Source organism: Geodermatophilaceae bacterium NBWT11, assembly GCA_014218215.1.
Classification (GTDB): domain Bacteria; phylum Actinomycetota; class Actinomycetes; order Mycobacteriales; family Geodermatophilaceae; genus Klenkia.
Map to the genome: position 1 here is coordinate 2,381,773 of CP043652.1, position 17,518 is coordinate 2,399,290.

Consider the following 17,518-nt stretch of genomic DNA (forward strand, 5'->3'; position numbering starts at 1 on the left):
AGTCCCTCCCGGGGTCAGACCGGCGCGGTCGGCATGAGCGCCCAGACCGTCTTCACGTCGTCCTGGGGCACCCAGCCGCAGGCCGAGGCCACGTGGGCGACCATGCCCAGGCCCATGCCGCCCTGGCCGGGGTCGCGGGTCGACGTGGGCATCAGCGGGGTCGAGGCAGCCCGGTCGCTGACCAGGAGCAGCAGGCCGTCGGCGGCGGCGCGCACCTCGACGTGGACCGGCGGCCGCCCGTGCCGCAGGCCGTTGGACATCAGCTCGTCCAGGGCCAGCACCGACTCCTCGACCCGGTCGGCCGGCAGCACGGGACCGGGCAGGTCGTCCCCGCTGATGTTCGTCCGGAACTCCCGGCGGACCGCGGCGAGCTCCTGCAGCCCGGACGGCGCCCAGGTCCAGCAGGTGTCGCCCTCGGGTGGGGGGGTCATCTCCCACGCACGTGCTCGGTCCACGACGGCCCTCCGGTCGGACGCACCGGGCCGACGGGCCCGACCCGCTGGTGATGCCCGCTCCACCGGGCTCCGACACCCCGCGGTGCGCGTGGCTACCGTGGGTCCTCATGCCTGAAGGTGACACGATCTACCGCCTCGCCCGCCGCCTGGGTGTGCTGACCGGCACCGAGGTCCAGAAGAGCGACTTCCGCGTCGCCCGGCACGCCACCGCCGACCTCCGCGGGGCGCGGGTGCTGGGCACGACGTCGCGGGGCAAGCACCTGCTCACCCGGTTCGACCACGGCGGCGAGCTGATCACGCTGCACACCCACCTCCGGATGGACGGCGAGTGGAGCATCGTCGGGGCCGGCAAGACCCTGCCCCGACGGCTGATGGGCGAGGCCCGGCTGGTGCTCATGACCACCGGGGCGACCGCCACCGCGCTGCGGATGCCCGTCGTCGAGCTGCTGCCCACCAGCGCCGAGGACACCGTGGTCGGCCACCTGGGCCCGGACCTCCTCGACGACCGCCGGGACGTCGGCGAGCTGATCGCCGAGGCGACCCGCAACCTCGAGGCACAGCCGGACCGCCCGCTGATCGCGGCGCTGCTGGACCAGCGGGTGCTGACCGGGCTGGGCAACGTGTGGGTCAACGAGCTGTGCTTCCTGCGCGGGCACCTGCCGCTCACCCCGGTCGGCGAGGTCGAGGTCGAACCGCTGGTGCGGCTGGCGGCCCGGGCGATGCGGTTCGCGGTGCAGCCCACCGGCGTCGGCCGGGTGACCACCGGGAACACCCGCCCCGGCCAGCGCTACTACGTCTACGGGCGGGGCAACGAGGCCTGTCGCCGCTGCGGCACACCGCTGCTGTTCTCCGCGGAGATCCCGAACGACCCGGAGGTCCGGCACACCTGGTGGTGCCCCAGCTGCCAGACCTGAGCGGTTCCGGCTCCGGGCCGGGCAGGAGTACCTGTGACACCGGGTTGCACACGACCACCCTGCGGCGTACCAATCAGTTGGCAAAGACAACTGGTTGTGCCACAGAGAGGTGGTCGACGTGTGCGGCATCGCGGGATGGGTCTCCTTCGACGGGGACCTGAGGACAGAACGGGCCACCGCTGCGGCGATGACCGACACCATGGCCTGCCGGGGGCCCGACGACGTCGGGCTGTACCTGCGCCCGCACGTCGCGCTGGGGCACCGCCGCCTGGCGGTCATCGACGTCGCGCACGGCCGCCAGCCGATGGCCCTGGCCGCCGACGGCGGGCTGGCCGCCGGCCCGGACGTGGAGCGGGTGACCGACGAGGACCTGGCGCTGGTCTACTCCGGTGAGGTCTACGACTTCCGCGAGCACCGCGCCCGCCTGGGCGGCCGGTTCGACACCGACAGCGACACCGAGGTCGTGCTGCGCGCCCACCGCGCCGGCCGCGGCCGGGACCCCCGCGAGGTCGTCGCCGGGTTCAACGGCATGTTCGCCTACGCGCTGTGGGACGCCCGCGCCCAGGAGCTGCTCCTGGTCCGCGACCGGCTCGGCGTGAAGCCGCTGTACTACCGGCAGACCGCCGACGGCGTGCTCTTCGGCTCCGAGCCCAAGGCCGTGCTGGCCCACCCCGACGTCCCCCGGGTCGTCGACGCCGCCGGGCTGCGCCAGGTGTTCGGCCTGGTCGCCGACCCCGCACACACCCCGTTCGCCGGGCTGCGCGAGGTGCCCCCGGGCCACGTCGTCCGGGTGACCCGCACCGGCGTGCAGGAGCTGCGGTACTGGCAGCTGGAGTCCACCCCGCACACCGACGACGTGGACGCCACGGTGCGCACCGTCCGCGAGCTGCTCGACGACACCGCCGCCCGCCAGCTCGTCGCCGACGTCCCGCTGTGCACCCTGCTGTCGGGTGGGCTGGACTCCTCGGCGCTCACCGCGCTGGCCGCCCGCCAGCTCGGGGCCGCCGGTCAGGGCCCCGTCCGCTCGTTCTCGGTCGACTTCGCCGGCAACGACGCCGACTTCGTGCCCGACGAGGTGCGCGGCACCCAGGACGCGCCCTACGTCGTCGACGTCGCGCGGCACGTGGCCAGCGACCACACCGACGTCGTGCTGGACGACGCCCGGCTGCTGGACGACGCCGCCCGGGCCGCCGTCCTGCGGGCCCGGGACACCCCGGGCATGGGGGAGATCGACACCTCGCTGTACCTGCTCTTCGCCGCCGTCCGGAAGAGCTCGACGGTCGCGCTGAGCGGGGAGAGCGCCGACGAGGTGTTCGGCGGCTACATCGACTTCCACGACCCCGCCGCCGTCGGCGCGGGCACCTTCCCCTGGCTGGCCGGGCGGATGGTGCGCGGGCACCGCCTGGGTGACCTCCTGCACGAGCGGGTCGCCAAGGAGCTCGACCTCACCGGGCACGTCGCCGACGCCTACGCCGCGACCATGGCCGAGGTGCCCCGGCTGGCCGGGGAGACCGGGCACGACGCCCGGATGCGCGAGGTCTCCTACGCCTACCTGACCCGCTTCCTCCCGGTGCTGCTGGACCGCAAGGACCGGATGAGCATGGCCGTGGGCCTCGAGGTGCGGGTGCCGTTCTGCGACCACCGGCTGGTGCAGTACGTGTTCAACGCACCCTGGCACCTGAAGACCTTCGACGGCCGGGAGAAGAGCCTGCTGCGGGCCGCGACGGCCGACCTGCTGCCGCGGTCGGTGGTGGAGCGGGTCAAGAGCCCCTACCCCTCCACCCAGGACCCGCGGTACGGCGCCGAGATCGCCCGCCGGTTCGGCGTCCTGGCCGACGACGGGACGACGCCGCTGGGCGAGCTGGTCGACCTCGAGGCCGCCCGCAGCGCAGGGCGGGACGTGCAGGACCGGCTGCTCTACGTCGACGCCTGGCTGCGCGAGTACGACGTCGAGGTGCAGCTGTAGGTCCCCGGGGGTGGCGCCCGGTGGCCCGGCACACTGGGCGCCATGACCCTCGACGACCTCGGCCTCGGCCCCGTCCTGACCGCCACCGTCTACCTGGCCCCGGTCGGCCTCAGCGACCAGGTCGCCGTGCTGAAGGACCGCAAGGTCGTGCTGCGCGAGGGCTTCACCCACGTGCAGACGACGACCGGCGGGCAGACCGTGGTCAGCGCCTACCCGGCCAGCCGGGTGGTCAAGGTCGAGGACCTGCGGAGCTGAGGTCCCGCACCGCGTCGGCGAACCGGCCGGCGACGGTGTGGTGGCCGGCGGCGCTGAGGTGCAGCCCGTCGGGCAGCGGGTCGGCGTCGTGGTCGGCCGGGCCGTAGAGCCCGAGGCCGTCGACCAGGTGCAGGTGCGGGTCCCGCCGGACGGCGAGGACGGCGGCCAGCGCGGTGCGGACGACGGTGAGCGTGAGCTTGCCGGCGGCCACCTCGGCCGGGTCGCCGGTGGCCAGGAACCGCACCCGGCCGGTCGTGTACGAGGCGGGGTCGACCGCGCCCGGGCCGGGGGTGTCCTCGTGGAGCGGGCAGAACAGCGGGGTCACCACCAGCAACGGGGTCGTGGGGTGCGCGTCGCGCAGGGTGTCCAGGAACCCGTGCACCGCCGGGCCGAACGCACGCAGCCGCATCAGGTCGGTGTTCACCAGGTTGATGCCGACCTTGACGCTGAGCAGGTCCGCGGGCGCGGCGGCCATCGTCCGGGCGGTGAACGGGTCCAGCAGCGCGCTGCCGCCGAAGCCGAGGTTCACCAGCGACAGCCCGGCTGCCGCGGCGGCCAGCGCGGGCCAGGTCTCCGTCGGGCCCTCGGCGTTCGTGCCGTGGCTCAGCGAGCTGCCGTGGTGCACCCAGACCGGCCGGGGGTCCGGCGCCGCAGGGCGGACGGGGGCGTCGGTGTGCAGCTCCAGCAGCTCGGTGGTCTCGGTGTGCGGCAGCCACACCTCGACCTCCTTGTCGCCGGGCGGCAGGGCCGGGAAGACGACCGGGCCGGGCTCGCCGTCGACCACGGTGCGGCTGCCGTCGCGCAGGTCGATCACGAGCTGCCGGCCGCCCGAGCTGTGCGCCCGGGCGGTGCGCACCCCGTCGACCAGCAGGTCGTAGGCGCCGTCCGGGCGGTCGGGGGTGCCGGCGTAGCCGACCCGGGTGCGCCGGGTGACCAGGGTGAGCGCGGTCGACGTGGTGCCGAACACGACCCGGACGCCGGAGGGCTGGGACTCGGCCATCAGCAGCTGGGGGTCCTCGTGCCGCTCGCGCACCCAGCCGGGGAGGCGGTGTGGGACCAGTCCGTCCGCGGTGGTCTCGACGTCGACGGCGCCACGCAGCATCGCGGCGGTGACGGGTGTGCGGACGGGGGTGCTGGTCACGGGTGCTCCTCGGGGGTGGGGGTCCAGGAGCGGACGAGGGCGTCGAGGGACGCCAGGCACCGCTCCCAGCTGAGCTCGGGCGCGGGCTCGCTGTGCCCGAAGGCGCCGGCCCGCTCCAGGGCGACGAATCCGGCGACGAGGCTGCCGAACAGCCGGACGGCGTGCACCTGGTCCTCGGCGCCGAGGGCGAACCCGCGCAGCGCGGCCCGGACGAAGGCGGCGTGCTCGGGGCCGGCGCTGCCCGCGGCGGTCGCCGGGTCCACCGGGAACGTCGAGGCGTCGTACCGGCCGGGGTGGGCCCGGGCGAAGTCCCGGTAGGCACCGGCCAGGGCGGCGAGGGCGTCCGCGCCGGCGCGGCCACCGATGGCGTCCCGGGCGAGGTCGGCCATCTCGCGCAGCGCGGCGACCGCCATCCGGGTGCGCAGGGCGTCCAGGCCGGCGACGTGGGCGTAGAGGCTGGGGGTGGCGACGCCGAACCGCCGGGCCAGCGCCGACAGGGTCACCGCCGTCGCCCCGACCTCGTCGGCCAGCTCGAGGGCGGCCCTCGTCAGGCCGTCCGCCGTCACACCGCTGCGAGCCACGACCGGAACCTACACCCATTAGGCTGATGACTCGGACGTGTAGGTGCGTGGCCCACCCCGTGCGGGGGGCCGTCCCCGCCGAGGGCTCAACGGCGCCGCCCACCGCGCCGACAGCAGCAGGGTGACCGGAACGCCCCCTTCCGCCGACGTCCACGCCGTGCTCGCCGCGCGGGCCGTGACCAGCGTCTTCCAGCCCATCGTCGACCTCGACAGCGGCCGGGTCGTCGCCTACGAGGCGCTGGCGCGCGGCCCGGAGGGCGCCCTGCGCAGCCCCGACGCGCTGTTCGCCGCCGCCCGCGAGGCCGGCGTGCTGGCCGAGCTGGACGCCGCCTGCCGGGTGGCCGCGTTCCGCGGCGCGGTCGACGAGCACCTCCTCGCGCCCCTCACCGTCTTCGTCAACGTCGAGCCCGAGGTGCTCGACGGCGCCCCGCTCGACGAGCTGCTGGCGATCGCCCAGGGGGCCCCGGCCGAGCTCCGGGTCGTCGTGGAGATCACCGAGCGGGCGCTGGCCGCCCGGCCGGCCGAGCTGCTGCAGACCGTCCGGCGGGTCCGGGAGGTCGGCTGGGGCGTGGCCCTGGACGACGTCGGCGCCGACGCGGTCTCCCTGGCCTTCATGCCCCTGCTGCGCCCCGACGTCGTCAAGCTCGACCTGCGGCTGGTGCAGGACCGCCCGGGTCCGGCGGTCGCCGAGATCATGAACGCGGTCAACGCCTACGCCGAGCGCACCGGGGCCCTGGTGCTCGCCGAGGGCATCGAGACCCCGGAGCACCTCACCGCCGCGCTCGCCCTGGGCGCCACCCTCGGGCAGGGCTGGCTCTTCGGGCGCCCGGAGGCGGGCCCGGCCCCGCAGTTCGAGACCGCCGAGCTCGTGCTGCCCCCCGCGGCCGCGGCCGTCCCCGCGGTCGACGTCTCGCCCTTCGCCTGCCTGCCCCCGGGCACCCCGCTGCGCCGCTCGCCCAAGCTGCTGCTGATCGAGCTGAGCAAGCAGCTCGAGCGGCAGGCCATGCGGCTGGGGGAGACCTGCGTGGTCGCCGCGACCTTCCAGGAGGCCCGGCACCTCACCCCGTCCACCGTGCAGCGCTACCGCGAGCTGGCCGCCCGCACCGCCTTCGTCGCCGCCCTCGGCGACGGGCTGTCCACCGAGCCGGTCCCCGGTGTCCGTGGCGCCACGCTGGCCACCACCGACGAGGTCCGCGGCGAGTGGGACGTCGCCGTCCTCAGCCCGCACTTCAGCGCGGCGCTGCTGGCCCGCGACCTGGGCGACGACGGTCCGGAGCTGGAACGCACCTTCGAGTTCGCGCTCACCTACGACCGCGACGTCGTCGCCCGCGCCACCCACGCCCTGGTCTCCCGGGTGGCCCCCCGGGAGACCCGGCTGCCGGTGGCCCGCCGGGCCGCGGCGGTCACCGCCCCCCGGGTCCCGGAGATCACGGTGACCGCGCCCGGCGCGGAGGGCCTGCTGCACCGGGCGATGGCCGCCACCAGCAGCGGCGTCGTCATCGTCGACATGCAGCTGCCCGACCAGCCGATGGTCTTCGTCAACCGCGCCTTCGAGCGGCTCTCCGGCTTCTCCCGCGACGAGGTGCTGGGCCGCAACTGCCGGTTCCTGCAGACCCCGGACACCGACCTGGCCGCCGTGGCCCGCATCCGGTCGGCCATCGCCGAGGGCCGGGAGTGCCGGGAGACCGTGCTCAACCACCGCGGCCCCGACCAGGTGCCCTGGTGGAACGAGCTGCACCTGGCGCCGGTGACCGACTCCGCCGGTCGGGTCGTGCAGTACATCGGCGTGCAGGACGACGTCACCGGCCGGGTGGAGGCCGAGCGCCGGCTGGCCCGCGAGCAGGACCGCACCCGGCAGCACCTGGGCCGGATCGAGCAGCTGGCCTACACCGACCCGCTCACCGGTCTGCCCAACCGGCGCCGGCTGCAGGAGCAGGTGGAGCTGGCGATGTGGGAGTCCGAGACCGCGGGCACCGCGGTGGGGCTGCTCTTCCTGGACCTCAACGGCTTCAAGGCCGTCAACGACCGCTTCGGCCACGCGGTGGGCGACGAGCTGCTCGTGGTCGTCAGCCGCCGGGTGCGCAGCCTGCTCCGGCGCACCGACCTGCTCGCCCGGCTCGGTGGGGACGAGTTCCTCGTCGCCCTGCCCGGTCTGGACCCCTCCCGCGCGCAGGCGGAGGCGGCCCGGGTCGTCGACACCCTCGTCGCCGGGGTCGCCCTGCCGATCGAGCTGGACGGCGAGGTGGTGACGGTGGGGGCGAGCATCGGTGCCGCGGTGTCCCCGACCGACGGCGTCGACTTCGCCACCCTCCTGCACGCCGCGGACCTGCGGATGTACGCCCTCAAGGAGCAGCGCCGGGAGGCCGTGGGCGTCTGAGCAGCGGAACCACCGCTGACCGGAACCAGGAGGACCGTCGACTCGGCGCGAGCCCGACCGGGACCTGTCGAACGTCCGGTGAGGGACGACGTCGTGACCACGGCGGACGGCACCCCGCCTCGCTCAGGAGTCCCCGTGTTCACCGCCCTGCACCGCCCCCGCCCCACGTCCGCCGCCGGGCCGACCGGACCCGGAGCCGGAGCCGATGCCGACATCGACGCGGTCACCGCGGTCGTCACCGGGCTGGCCCGCGCGCGATCGGCCGAGGAGGCCGTCGACCTCGCCCTGCAGGCGGTGCGCACCGCGTTCGGCTGGGGCCACGGGTCCTACCGGACCGTGGAGCCGGCCGAGGGCTCGGCCGGGCGGGCGTGGGCGACCGGTGAGCTGGTGCACGCGCCCGACGAGGCCGTGGTCTGCCTCCCGCTGACCGCCGCCGGGGTCGTCGTCGGCGTCCTGGAGTTCCCCGGCGCCGGCCCGCTCGGCGGCCGCCGCCTCGCCACGCTGCGGTGCGTGGGCGTGCTGGTGTCCCAGGCGCTGGAGCGTGCCGCCCTCGCCGAGGAACAGGACCGGACCGCCCAGGACGTCGCCGCCGTCACCGGGGTGCTGGAGCTGCTGACCGCGGCGACCGACGCCGACGCCGCCCTCGGCGTGGCCCTGGACACCGTCCGCCGGGACTTCGGCTGGGCCTACGGCTCCTTCTGGCGGGTGGACCCCGCTGCCGGGGTGCTGCGCTTCGAGCGGGAGTCCGGGGACGCCGGCCCGGAGTTCCGCGCCGTCACCCTCGCGGCCACCTTCGCCCCCGGGGTCGGGTTGGCCGGGCGGGCCTGGCAGGCCGACGACCTGGTCTCCGTCGCCGACCTGGGCGAGCTCACCGACTGCGTGCGGGCGCCGGCCGCCCAGCGCGCCGGTGTCCGGTCCGGGGTGTGCCTGCCCGTGCGGGTCGGGGGTCGGGTGGTCGGCACGATGGACTTCTTCGCGCTGACGACCCTGACCCTCTCCGCGGGCCGGCGGGCCGCGCTGCGCAACACCGCCTTCCTGCTCGGCAGCGCCCTGGACCGGATCGCCGCGACCGAGCAGCTGGCCTCCGCCGGCCGGGAGCTGGTCGCCTCCATCGAGGAGGTGGAGCGCAACGTGCTGTCCGCGACCTCGGTGGCCGGCGAGGGCCGGCGGCTGGCCGAGGCCGCCCACGAGGTGGTCGCCCAGCTCGGGGACTCCAGCCGCCAGGTCGGACAGGTCGCCGTCACGATCGGCACCATCGCCGGGCAGACCAACCTGCTGGCCCTCAACGCCACCATCGAGGCCGCCCGGGCGGGGGAGGCCGGCCGCGGCTTCGCCGTGGTCGCCAACGAGGTGAAGGAGCTGGCCCGGGAGACCGCGACCGCCACCACCGACGTCACCGCGAGGATCACCGCCATCCAGGAGCAGGTGGACGCCGTCGTGGCCACCCTGGGCGGCATCGGCGCGGTGATCGAGCAGATCAACGAGACCCAGGCCGTGATCGGCGGCGTGCTGACCGAACAGGTGGCCGTCACCCGGGGGATCCTGGACTGAGCAGGGGCGTTGCCTTCCGGGCCGGTGGTCGACACGCTGTCCCCCTGCGGGGCGCACCCGCGGGCGACGAGGGGGACACCATGCCGGCGCCGGCCGACAGCCACGACCTGATCCGGGTGCAGGGCGCCCGGGAGAACAACCTCAAGGACGTCAGCGTCGAGCTGCCCAAGCGGCGGCTGACCGTGTTCACCGGGGTGTCCGGGTCGGGCAAGAGCTCGCTGGTGTTCGGCACGATCGCCGCGGAGTCCCAGCGGATGATCAACGAGACGTACAGCGCGTTCCTGCAGGGCTTCATGCCCACGCTGGCGAGGCCCGACGTCGACGTCCTCGACGGCCTGACCACGGCGATCATCGTCGACCAGGAGCGGATGGGGGCCAACCCGCGCTCCACCGTCGGCACGGTCACCGACGCCGCCGCGGTGCTGCGGATCGTGTTCAGCCGGCTCGCCCAGCCCCAGATCGGCGGCCCGCAGGCCTACTCGTTCAACGTGGCCTCGGTCAGCGGTGCCGGCGCCATCACCACCGAGCGGGCCGGCAAGCAGGTGAAGGAGCGCAAGACCTTCACCGTCACCGGCGGCATGTGCCCCACCTGCGAGGGCCGCGGCACGGTCAGCGACATCGACCGGACGGCGCTCTACGACGACTCCAAGTCCCTCAACGAGGGCGCCCTGACCATCCCGGGGATCACGATGGACGGCTGGTACGGCCGGATCTACCGGGAGAGCGGCTTCTTCGACCCGGACAAGCCCATCCGCGACTACACCGCGACCGAGCTGGACGACCTGCTGCACAAGGAGGCCACCAAGCTCAAGATCAGCGGGATCAACCTGACCTACCTGGGCCTGCTCCCGCAGGTCCGCAAGACGTTCCTGGCCAAGGACCGGGAGGCCATGCAGCCGCACATCCGGGCCTTCGTGGACCGGGCGGTCGCGTTCACCACCTGCCCGGACTGCGGCGGCACCCGGCTGGCCGAGGCCGCCCGGAACAGCCGGATCGGCGAGGTCTCCATCGCCGACGCCTGCGCCATGCAGATCACCGACCTGCGCGACTGGGTGCACGGCCTCGACGAGCCCTCGGTCGCCCCGCTGCTGGGCGCGCTGCGGCACTCGCTGGACTCCTTCGTGGAGATCGGCCTGGGCTACCTGTCCCTCGACCGGCCCTCGGGCACGCTCAGCGGCGGCGAGGCGCAGCGGGTGAAGATGATCCGGCACCTCGGGAGCTCGCTCACCGACGTCACCTACGTCTTCGACGAACCCACCATCGGCCTGCACCCGCACGACATCGCCCGGATGAACACCCTGCTGCTGCAGCTGCGGGACAAGGGCAACACCGTGCTGGTCGTCGAGCACAAGCCCGAGGCCATCGCGATCGCCGACCACGTCGTCGACCTCGGGCCGCGGGCGGGCACCGCCGGCGGCGAGGTGGTCTTCGAGGGCACCGTCGAGGGGCTGCGGGCCGCCGACACCCTCACCGGCCGGCACCTGGACGACCGCGCCCGGCTCAAGGACGTCGTCCGCACCCCCACCGGGGTGCTCGAGGTGCGCGGCGCGAGCGAGCACAACCTGCGCGACGTCGACGTCGACGTCCCGCTCGGGGTGCTGGTCGTCGTCACCGGGGTGGCCGGGTCGGGCAAGAGCTCGCTCGTGCACGGCTCGGTCGCCGGCCGGGACGGCGTGGTGGTGGTCGACCAGGGCGCGATCCGCGGCTCCCGGCGCAGCAACCCGGCCACCTACACCGGCCTGCTCGAGCCGGTGCGCAAGGCCTTCGCCAAGGCCAACGGGGTCAAGCCGGCACTGTTCAGCGCCAACTCCGAGGGGGCCTGCCCGACCTGCAACGGCGCCGGGGTCGTCTACACCGACCTGGCGATGATGGCCGGGGTCGCCACCACCTGCGAGCAGTGCGAGGGGCGCCGCTTCGACGACGCGGTGCTCGAGTACCACCTCGGCGGCAAGGACGTCAGCGAGGTGCTGTCCATGCCGGTGTCCGAGGCGGTGGAGTTCTTCGCCGCGGGGGAGTCGGCGGTGCCGGCCGCGGCGAGGATCGTGGCCCGGATGGTCGACGTCGGGCTGGGCTACCTGACGCTGGGCCAGCCGCTCACCACGCTGTCCGGCGGCGAGCGCCAGCGGCTCAAGCTGGCCACCCACCTGGGTGGGGACGGCGGGGTCTTCGTCCTCGACGAGCCCACCACCGGCCTGCACCTGGCCGACGTGGAGCAGCTGCTCGGACTGCTCGACCGGCTGGTCGAGTCGGGCACCTCGGTGGTCGTCATCGAGCACCACCAGGCGGTGATGGCACACGCCGACTGGATCATCGACCTGGGGCCCGGCGCCGGGCACGACGGCGGCCGGGTGGTCTTCGAGGGCACCCCGGCGCAGCTGGTCGCCGACGGCTCGACGCTCACCGCCCAGCACCTGGCCGCCTACGTGGGACGGTGACGTCGGGCACCCCGTGACCGATCGGACAGGTCCGACGTGCATGGTGGACGGCGAGACACCCCCGAGCCACCCAGGAGCCCGTCGCCCGTGTCCGTCGAACCGCCCCCCGACCTGCAGCCCGACGACGTCTTCGGCCCCCTCACCCGGGTCGACGTCGACCCGCTGCCGTGGCTGGCCACCCACCGCGAGGCCGGCCCGGTGGCCCGGCTCGACCTGTTCGGCAACCCGGTCTGGCTGGTCACCCGGCACGCCGACGTCCGGGCCGTGCTGGGGGACACCGCGACCTTCAGCAACGACTTCGCCCACCTGGCCGCGGCCGACGACGACGGCGACCTGGGCCTCTCCGACCCCGGTGGCCTGGGCTTCCGCGACCCGCCCGACCACACCCGGCTGCGCCGCATGCTGGCCCCGGCCTTCACCGCCCGGTCGATCGCCGCGCTGGAGCCCGCCGTCCGCCGGGTCGTCGACGAGTGCCTGGACGCCGTCGCCGCGGCCGGACCGGGCGTGGACCTGGTCAGCGTGTTCGCCGACCAGGTGCCGGCACTGGTGATCGGCGAGCTGCTGGGCGTGCCGCGCGCGGACCAGGTGGACTTCGCGGCCCTGGCGGCCGGTCGCTTCGACCTGCTGCAGAGCATCGTGGCCCCGCTGGACTCCGCCGCCCAGTCGCTGGTGCTGCTGCGCGACCTGGTGGCCCGGGAACGCAAGGACCCGGGCACCGGCCTGCTCGGGGACCTGGTGCGCGAGCACGGGGACACCGTGGACGACGAGGAGCTCGCCGGGCTGGTCGACGGCCTGCTCGTCGGTGGGCACGAGACCACGGCGAGCATGCTGGCCCTGTCGACCCTGCTGCTGCTGCGTGACCCCGCCGCAGCCGACCGGCTGCGCCGGGACCCGGCGGCGGTGCAGGGTGCGGTCGAGGAGCTGCTGCGGCACCTGACCGTCGTCCAGGTGGCGTTCCCGCGGTTCGCCCGTGCCGACACGGTGCTGGCCGGTCAGCCGGTCGCGGCCGGTGAGCTGGTGCTCTGCTCGCTGGCCGGCGCCGACCGCGACCCGCGGTGGGCCGCCGACCTGGAGGAGCTGGACCTCTCCCGTCCGGCCCTGCAGCACCTGGCCTTCGGGCACGGCATCCACCACTGCCTGGGTGCGCCGCTGGCCCGGCTGGAGCTGCAGGTCGCGCTCCCCGCGCTGCTCGCCCGCTTCCCCGACCTGCAGGTCGCCGACCCTGCCTGGCAGCCGGCCTTCCGGCAACGCTCCATCGTGTTCGGGCTGGAGTCGCTGCAGGTCAGCTGGTGAGACGCCCCCACCCTGCCGCTCAGGCGCCCGCGGGGTCCTGCAGGGTCTCCGGCGGCAGGTGGTGTGCGCCGGTGTCGAGCATCGTCGTCAGCCGGTCGAGCAGGCTCTCCAGGGCCTCCTCGAACTCCGTCACCGTCTCGTCCAGGGACAGCAGCGGCTGCAGCTCGACGATCAACGGGTAGGCGTCCAGGTCGCTGACCCGGGCGGTGGAGGACCCGTTCGGGTCGTCGATGGCGTTCATCGCGATGCCCCGCTGGGCGACCTCGAGCAGCAGGTGACCCAGCAGGAAGCTGGTGTAGGCGCGATACGCGACCACCGCCTGCACGCTGGTGAAGCCGTTGGTGTGCAGCGCCCGCAGCAGCGACTCCACCCACCTCAGGCTGCGCAGTGGCGGTCGCACCCAGGGTGCCGCCGGCGGGCGGGTGGCCACCAGCGGGAAGAGCGCCGGGTGGGCGAGGGCGATCCGCCGCACCCCGTGCGCCAGTCGCTGCAGGTAGTCCTGCCAGCCGAAGCGCGGCTCGAAGAACACGTCCGCGTCGCCGAACAGCTCGTCGACCACGGCGTCGACGACACCGTCGAGCAGGTCGTCCCGACCGGGGACGTAGCGGTAGAGGCTCATCGCCTCCACGCCCAGGGCGGTGCCCAGCCGACGCATCGTCAGGGCCGGCAGGCCGTGCGAGTCGATGAAGTCGATGGCACCGGAGATGATCCGGTCCCGGTCGAGCGGGATGCGGGTGCCCAGGTCCGGCGGGCCCACCGGGTCCTCGGCCGGTCGCAGCCCGCGGTTCTCCGGCAGGTCGGGGTCGTCGGGGTGGTCGGGGCTGTCGATGCCCCCCTGGCCGACGGCGCCCACCTCGTTGCGGGGGACCTCGTCGGCCGCCTCGTCGGTGGTCGCGGGCACGCTGTTCCTCCGCTCGCCGTTCGGTTGACGCCGTCAACCCTTGCACCGGCTCCACCCAGCGGCACGTCGAAGCCGCATGTCACCCCCCAGGGGGTTTGGGGCGTTGCCTTACGGCGTACACCTCCCCTCGACGACGCGCCCTTACGACGTAGGAAGCGCGGGGTCACACCGGATGGTGCGCAATGCACCGTCCGGGAACCGATCGCCCGGGCAGCTGCCCGGACGGCCCCGGCGCTCCGGCGCCCGACACGAGGAGATCCCCATGAGCGGCATCGACAAGATCAAGAACGCTGCGGAAGAGGCCCTGGGCAAGGCCAAGGAGGCCGTCGGCGGCGCGACCGACAACGAGAAGCTGCAGGCCGAGGGTCAGAAGGACCAGGCCTCGGCGAACACCAAGCAGGCCGGCGAGAACGTCAAGGACGTCTTCAAGTAGGTCGTCCCCGGGGCCGGGCGTCCACCGCGACGCCCGGCCCGGCGCGTCCCCGGCCCCACCTGCACCCCCCCCTCATCGACACCCGGCCACCGGTCGCGCACTCCAGGAGCACCGCATGAGCACCGACCCGAACACCCGCGCCGACACGACGGCCGGCGCGACGCCGGCCTCGGCCGTCACCGCCGACCGGCACGTCGACCGCAAGGACGTCGTCGCCCTCGAGAAGTCCCGCGTCGGCGGCGTGAAGATCGGCTCGGCCTTCTTCGGCTGGCTGACCGCCACCGGCATGAGCATCCTGCTCATCGCCCTGGTCGCCGCCGCCGGCACCGCGGTCGGGCTCAGCAACGACGTCGACCTCTCCGAGGCGGCCGACCAGGCCGCCCAGGACCCGCAGTCGGTGGGCCTCGTCGGCGGCATCGCGCTGCTGGTCATCCTCTTCATCGCCTACTACTGCGGTGGCTACGTCGCCGGCCGGATGGCCCGCTTCCACGGCGCCCGCCAGGGCATCGCCGTCTGGGGCTGGGCCGTCGTCATCGCCGTCGTCATCGCGATCGTGGCCGCCGTCGCCGGTGACCAGTACGACGTGCTCGGCCAGCTCAACGTCTTCCCCCGCCTGCCGGTCAACGAGGGCGACCTGACCACCACCGCCCTGATCGTCGCCGGGATCGTCGCCCTGACCGCCCTCGTGGGTGCCGTCCTCGGTGGTCTGGCCGGCATGCGGTTCCACCGCAAGGCCGACAAGGCCGGTCTGGGCGCCTGACCCACCCGGGCACCGCACCCGCCCCGCACCGTCCGACGGTGCAGCAGTGACCCACCCCCGCCCGGGCGACGAGCCCGGGCGGGGGGCCTCGGCCCCCCGAGACGTCGCGCCCCTGGACTCGGAGCTGACCAGCCCCACCGACCCCGCCGCCGTCCTCCCCGACCCCGAACGGGGCCCGGCAGCCGGCACCGTGCGCGGACGGGCCGCCGTCGTCGACGGCGTCCTGGTCCTCACCGGCGAGATCGACGGTGACCTCCGTCGACTCTGGGACGACGAGGCCCCCGCCGGCCTCGACGTGGTTGCCGTGGACGCCCGGTCCGTCACCTACCTCGGCACCGCCGGTCTGGCGTTGTTGTCCGAGCTGTCCGGCACCTCCGCCGAGCCGATCCCGCTGTGGACGGCGAGCCGGGCGGTGCTGCACGCCCTCCGAGCGGTCGGCCTGGACTCCGGGTTCGACCTGCACGACCCGTCGTCCCCCACCGGCTGAGCGTCCGCTCCCCGGCCCCCTGATCGGAAGGAACCCCGCCGTGTGGGTCCTGCTCTCCAGCAAGCTGCGCACCTGGGTGCTGCTGTCCGTCGCCGTCCCCCTCGTCTCGCGGCTGCTGCGCACCGTGGCCGCCTCCCTCGAGAAGCGCACCGGTCACACCGTGATCACCCGCGTGCTCGCCAAGGCCGGTGACCTGACCGGTCGCGTCGCCCGCAAGGGCGCCTCGAAGGCCGCGACCACCGCGACCGACGCCGCCTCGGGTCAGAAGCGCGCGGCGTGAGCACCGCCCGGTCGACCGCACCGGCCCAGCCGGCGCTGCCGATCCGCGGTCTCGCCGAGTTCCTCGGCACCGCGCTGCTCGTCATCGGCGGTGTCGGCACCGCCGTCGCCGCCCCGGACACCGGCACCGTCGGGATCGCCCTGGCCTTCGGCCTGAGCCTGCTGGTGCTGGCGTACACGATCGGCCCGGTCTCGGGCTGTCACGTCAACCCTGCCGTCACCCTCGGCGCGCTCGTCGCGGGCCGGATCGCCCCGGCCGCGGCGGGCGTCTACGTCCTCGCCCAGCTCCTGGGCGGACTCGCCGGTGCCGGCGTGGTGTTCGGCATCCGCTCGGCCGACCCGACGTTCCGCCTCTCCGTCGACGGCCTGGGCACGAACGGCTGGGGCGAGGCCTCGACCGGCGGCTACGGCATCGGCGCCGCGCTGATCGTCGAGTTCGTGCTCACGCTGCTGCTGGTGCTCACCGTGCTCACCGCGACCGCCCGGACGACGAACGCCGCCGTCGCCGGCCTGCCGATCGGGTTCGCCCTGGTCGTGGCGCACCTCGTCGCGGTCCCGATCGACGGCACCTCGGTCAACCCGGCCCGCAGCCTCGGTCCGGCGCTGATCTCGGGGGGCACCGCGCTGAGCCAGGTCTGGCTCTTCCTGCTCGTCCCGCTCGTCGGCGCACTCGCCGCCGCGCTGCTCTACAAGGTGCTGTGGCCCGCCGGGTCCGAGCAGGCCGGCGACGACGCCCCCGCCGAGGGTGGCGCCCGGGGCCGGGCCGCGCGGAACCGCACCCAGCCCGACCCCACCACCGGTCCGGCGGGCAAGCGCCGCCGCTGACCAACCCGTCCCACGGAGCGGGAACACCGTTCCGCTCCGTGGGACACCGGTGCATGCTGCCGGTGTGGACACCTACACCCACGGCCACGCCGACGCAGTCCTGCAGTCCCACCGCTGGCGCACCGCGGAGAACTCTGCCGGGTACCTGCTGCCGCACCTGCGCCCCGGCCTGGACGTCCTCGACGTCGGCTGCGGGCCCGGCACGATCACCGTCGACCTGGCCCGGCTGGTGGCACCCGGCGGCCGGGTGACCGGTCTGGACCTCTCCCCGGCCCCGCTGGACGAGGCCCGGGCGCTGGCGGCCGAGCGTGGGGTCGACGTGGGCTTCGCCGTCGGCGACGTCTACGCCCTGGACCTCCCCGACGACAGCGTCGACGTGGTGCACGCCCACCAGGTGCTGCAGCACCTCACCGACCCGGTCGCTGCGCTGCGCGAGATGGTGCGGGTCTGCCGGCCCGGGGGCGTGGTCGCCGTCCGGGACGTCGACTACGCCGCCACCACCTGGTTCCCGGCCGACGACGGGCTGGACCGCTGGCTGGCGCTCTACTCCCGGGTCGCCCGGGCCAACGACGCCGAACCCGACGCCGGACGGCGGCTGCGTTCCTGGGCGCACGCCGCCGGACTGCGCGACCACACCGCGACCACCTCGGCCTGGTGCTACGCCGGCGACGCCGAGCGCGAGTGGTGGGGCACCTCGTGGGCCGGCCGGGCGACGGCGTCCGCCTTCGCCGAGCAGGCCGTGTCCTACGGGCTGGCCACCCCGGCCGACCTGGACGACGTCGCCGCGGCCTGGTCGCGCTGGGCCGCGGCCGACGACGGCTGGCTCGCCCTGCTGCACGGCGAGCTGCTGATCCGGGTCTGAGCG

General features: G+C 74.8%; 17 protein-coding genes. 13 read left to right on the forward strand and 4 right to left on the reverse strand.

Annotation, left to right across the window (positions count from 1 at the left end):
- Positions 1-14 precede the first annotated feature (14 nt).
- The gene (locus F1C76_11455) at positions 15-431 is read right to left on the reverse strand and encodes an ATP-binding protein (GenBank protein ID QNG37127.1); all 417 of its coding nucleotides are present in this window, start codon (positions 429-431) and stop codon (positions 15-17) included.
- Between the two features lie 131 nt (positions 432-562).
- Between F1C76_11455 and F1C76_11460 the strand changes: the two genes are divergently transcribed.
- The 3 genes from F1C76_11460 to F1C76_11470 all read left to right on the forward strand — a co-directional run bounded on the left by F1C76_11460 (position 563) and on the right by F1C76_11470 (position 3,590).
- The gene (locus F1C76_11460; GenBank protein QNG37128.1) at positions 563-1,369 is read left to right on the forward strand and encodes an Fpg/Nei family DNA glycosylase; all 807 of its coding nucleotides are present in this window, start codon (positions 563-565) and stop codon (positions 1,367-1,369) included.
- A gap of 118 nt (positions 1,370-1,487) precedes the next feature.
- Positions 1,488-3,335 (forward strand): asparagine synthase (glutamine-hydrolyzing), encoded by a 1,848-nt coding sequence (gene asnB / locus F1C76_11465; protein ID QNG37129.1) that lies wholly within the window; start codon positions 1,488-1,490, stop codon positions 3,333-3,335.
- A gap of 42 nt (positions 3,336-3,377) precedes the next feature.
- Positions 3,378-3,590 (forward strand): hypothetical protein, encoded by a 213-nt coding sequence (locus tag F1C76_11470; GenBank protein QNG37130.1) that lies wholly within the window; start codon positions 3,378-3,380, stop codon positions 3,588-3,590.
- On the opposite strand, the gene F1C76_11475 is transcribed toward F1C76_11470, so the two are convergent.
- Both F1C76_11475 and F1C76_11480 read right to left on the reverse strand, forming a co-directional pair.
- Entirely contained in the window at positions 3,565-4,692 is a 1,128-nt protein-coding gene (locus tag F1C76_11475) for a lipase (GenBank protein ID QNG39178.1), read from the reverse strand. The genes F1C76_11470 and F1C76_11475 overlap by 26 nt on opposite strands.
- Before the next feature lie 35 nt (positions 4,693-4,727).
- A complete protein-coding gene (locus F1C76_11480; GenBank protein QNG37131.1) occupies positions 4,728-5,312 on the reverse strand; it encodes a TetR family transcriptional regulator in 585 nt (194 codons plus the stop codon).
- A 121-nt stretch (positions 5,313-5,433) separates the two neighbouring features.
- Here F1C76_11480 and F1C76_11485 point away from each other — a divergent pair, with 121 nt between their 5' ends.
- From F1C76_11485 to F1C76_11500, 4 genes are all read left to right on the forward strand, one after another.
- On the forward strand, positions 5,434-7,689 hold the full coding sequence (locus F1C76_11485) for an EAL domain-containing protein (GenBank protein ID QNG37132.1): 2,256 nt from the start codon (positions 5,434-5,436) through the stop codon (positions 7,687-7,689).
- A 147-nt stretch (positions 7,690-7,836) separates the two neighbouring features.
- Positions 7,837-9,240, forward strand: coding sequence for a GAF domain-containing protein (locus tag F1C76_11490; protein ID QNG39179.1), 1,404 nt, complete (start codon positions 7,837-7,839; stop codon positions 9,238-9,240).
- 80 nt (positions 9,241-9,320) lie between these two features.
- Complete coding sequence (locus F1C76_11495; protein ID QNG37133.1) at positions 9,321-11,675, forward strand: excinuclease ABC subunit UvrA; 2,355 nt, start codon at positions 9,321-9,323, stop codon at positions 11,673-11,675.
- A 111-nt stretch (positions 11,676-11,786) separates the two neighbouring features.
- A complete protein-coding gene (locus F1C76_11500; protein ID QNG39180.1) occupies positions 11,787-12,968 on the forward strand; it encodes a cytochrome P450 in 1,182 nt (393 codons plus the stop codon).
- 19 nt (positions 12,969-12,987) lie between these two features.
- Here the strand turns inward: F1C76_11500 and F1C76_11505 are convergent, their stop codons facing one another.
- On the reverse strand, positions 12,988-13,662 hold the full coding sequence (locus F1C76_11505; GenBank protein QNG39181.1) for a TetR/AcrR family transcriptional regulator: 675 nt from the start codon (positions 13,660-13,662) through the stop codon (positions 12,988-12,990).
- Positions 13,663-14,131: 469 nt separating this feature from the next.
- On the opposite strand from F1C76_11505, the gene F1C76_11510 reads away from it, so the two are divergent.
- The 6 genes from F1C76_11510 (at position 14,132) to F1C76_11535 (ending at position 17,515) form a co-directional block, all read left to right on the forward strand.
- Entirely contained in the window at positions 14,132-14,302 is a 171-nt protein-coding gene (locus F1C76_11510) for a CsbD family protein (GenBank protein ID QNG37134.1), read from the forward strand.
- 115 nt (positions 14,303-14,417) lie between these two features.
- On the forward strand, positions 14,418-15,062 hold the full coding sequence (locus tag F1C76_11515) for a hypothetical protein (protein QNG37135.1): 645 nt from the start codon (positions 14,418-14,420) through the stop codon (positions 15,060-15,062).
- Between the two features lie 46 nt (positions 15,063-15,108).
- Positions 15,109-15,549, forward strand: a complete 441-nt coding sequence (locus F1C76_11520) for a hypothetical protein (GenBank protein QNG37136.1) — start codon at positions 15,109-15,111, stop codon at positions 15,547-15,549.
- A gap of 40 nt (positions 15,550-15,589) precedes the next feature.
- On the forward strand, positions 15,590-15,829 hold the full coding sequence (locus tag F1C76_11525; GenBank protein ID QNG37137.1) for a hypothetical protein: 240 nt from the start codon (positions 15,590-15,592) through the stop codon (positions 15,827-15,829).
- A complete protein-coding gene (locus F1C76_11530; protein QNG37138.1) occupies positions 15,826-16,653 on the forward strand; it encodes a hypothetical protein in 828 nt (275 codons plus the stop codon). Before F1C76_11525 ends, F1C76_11530 begins: the two co-directional genes overlap by 4 nt.
- Positions 16,654-16,717: 64 nt before the next feature.
- Positions 16,718-17,515, forward strand: a complete 798-nt coding sequence (locus F1C76_11535) for a methyltransferase domain-containing protein (protein ID QNG37139.1) — start codon at positions 16,718-16,720, stop codon at positions 17,513-17,515.
- Positions 17,516-17,518: the final 3 nt, after the last annotated feature.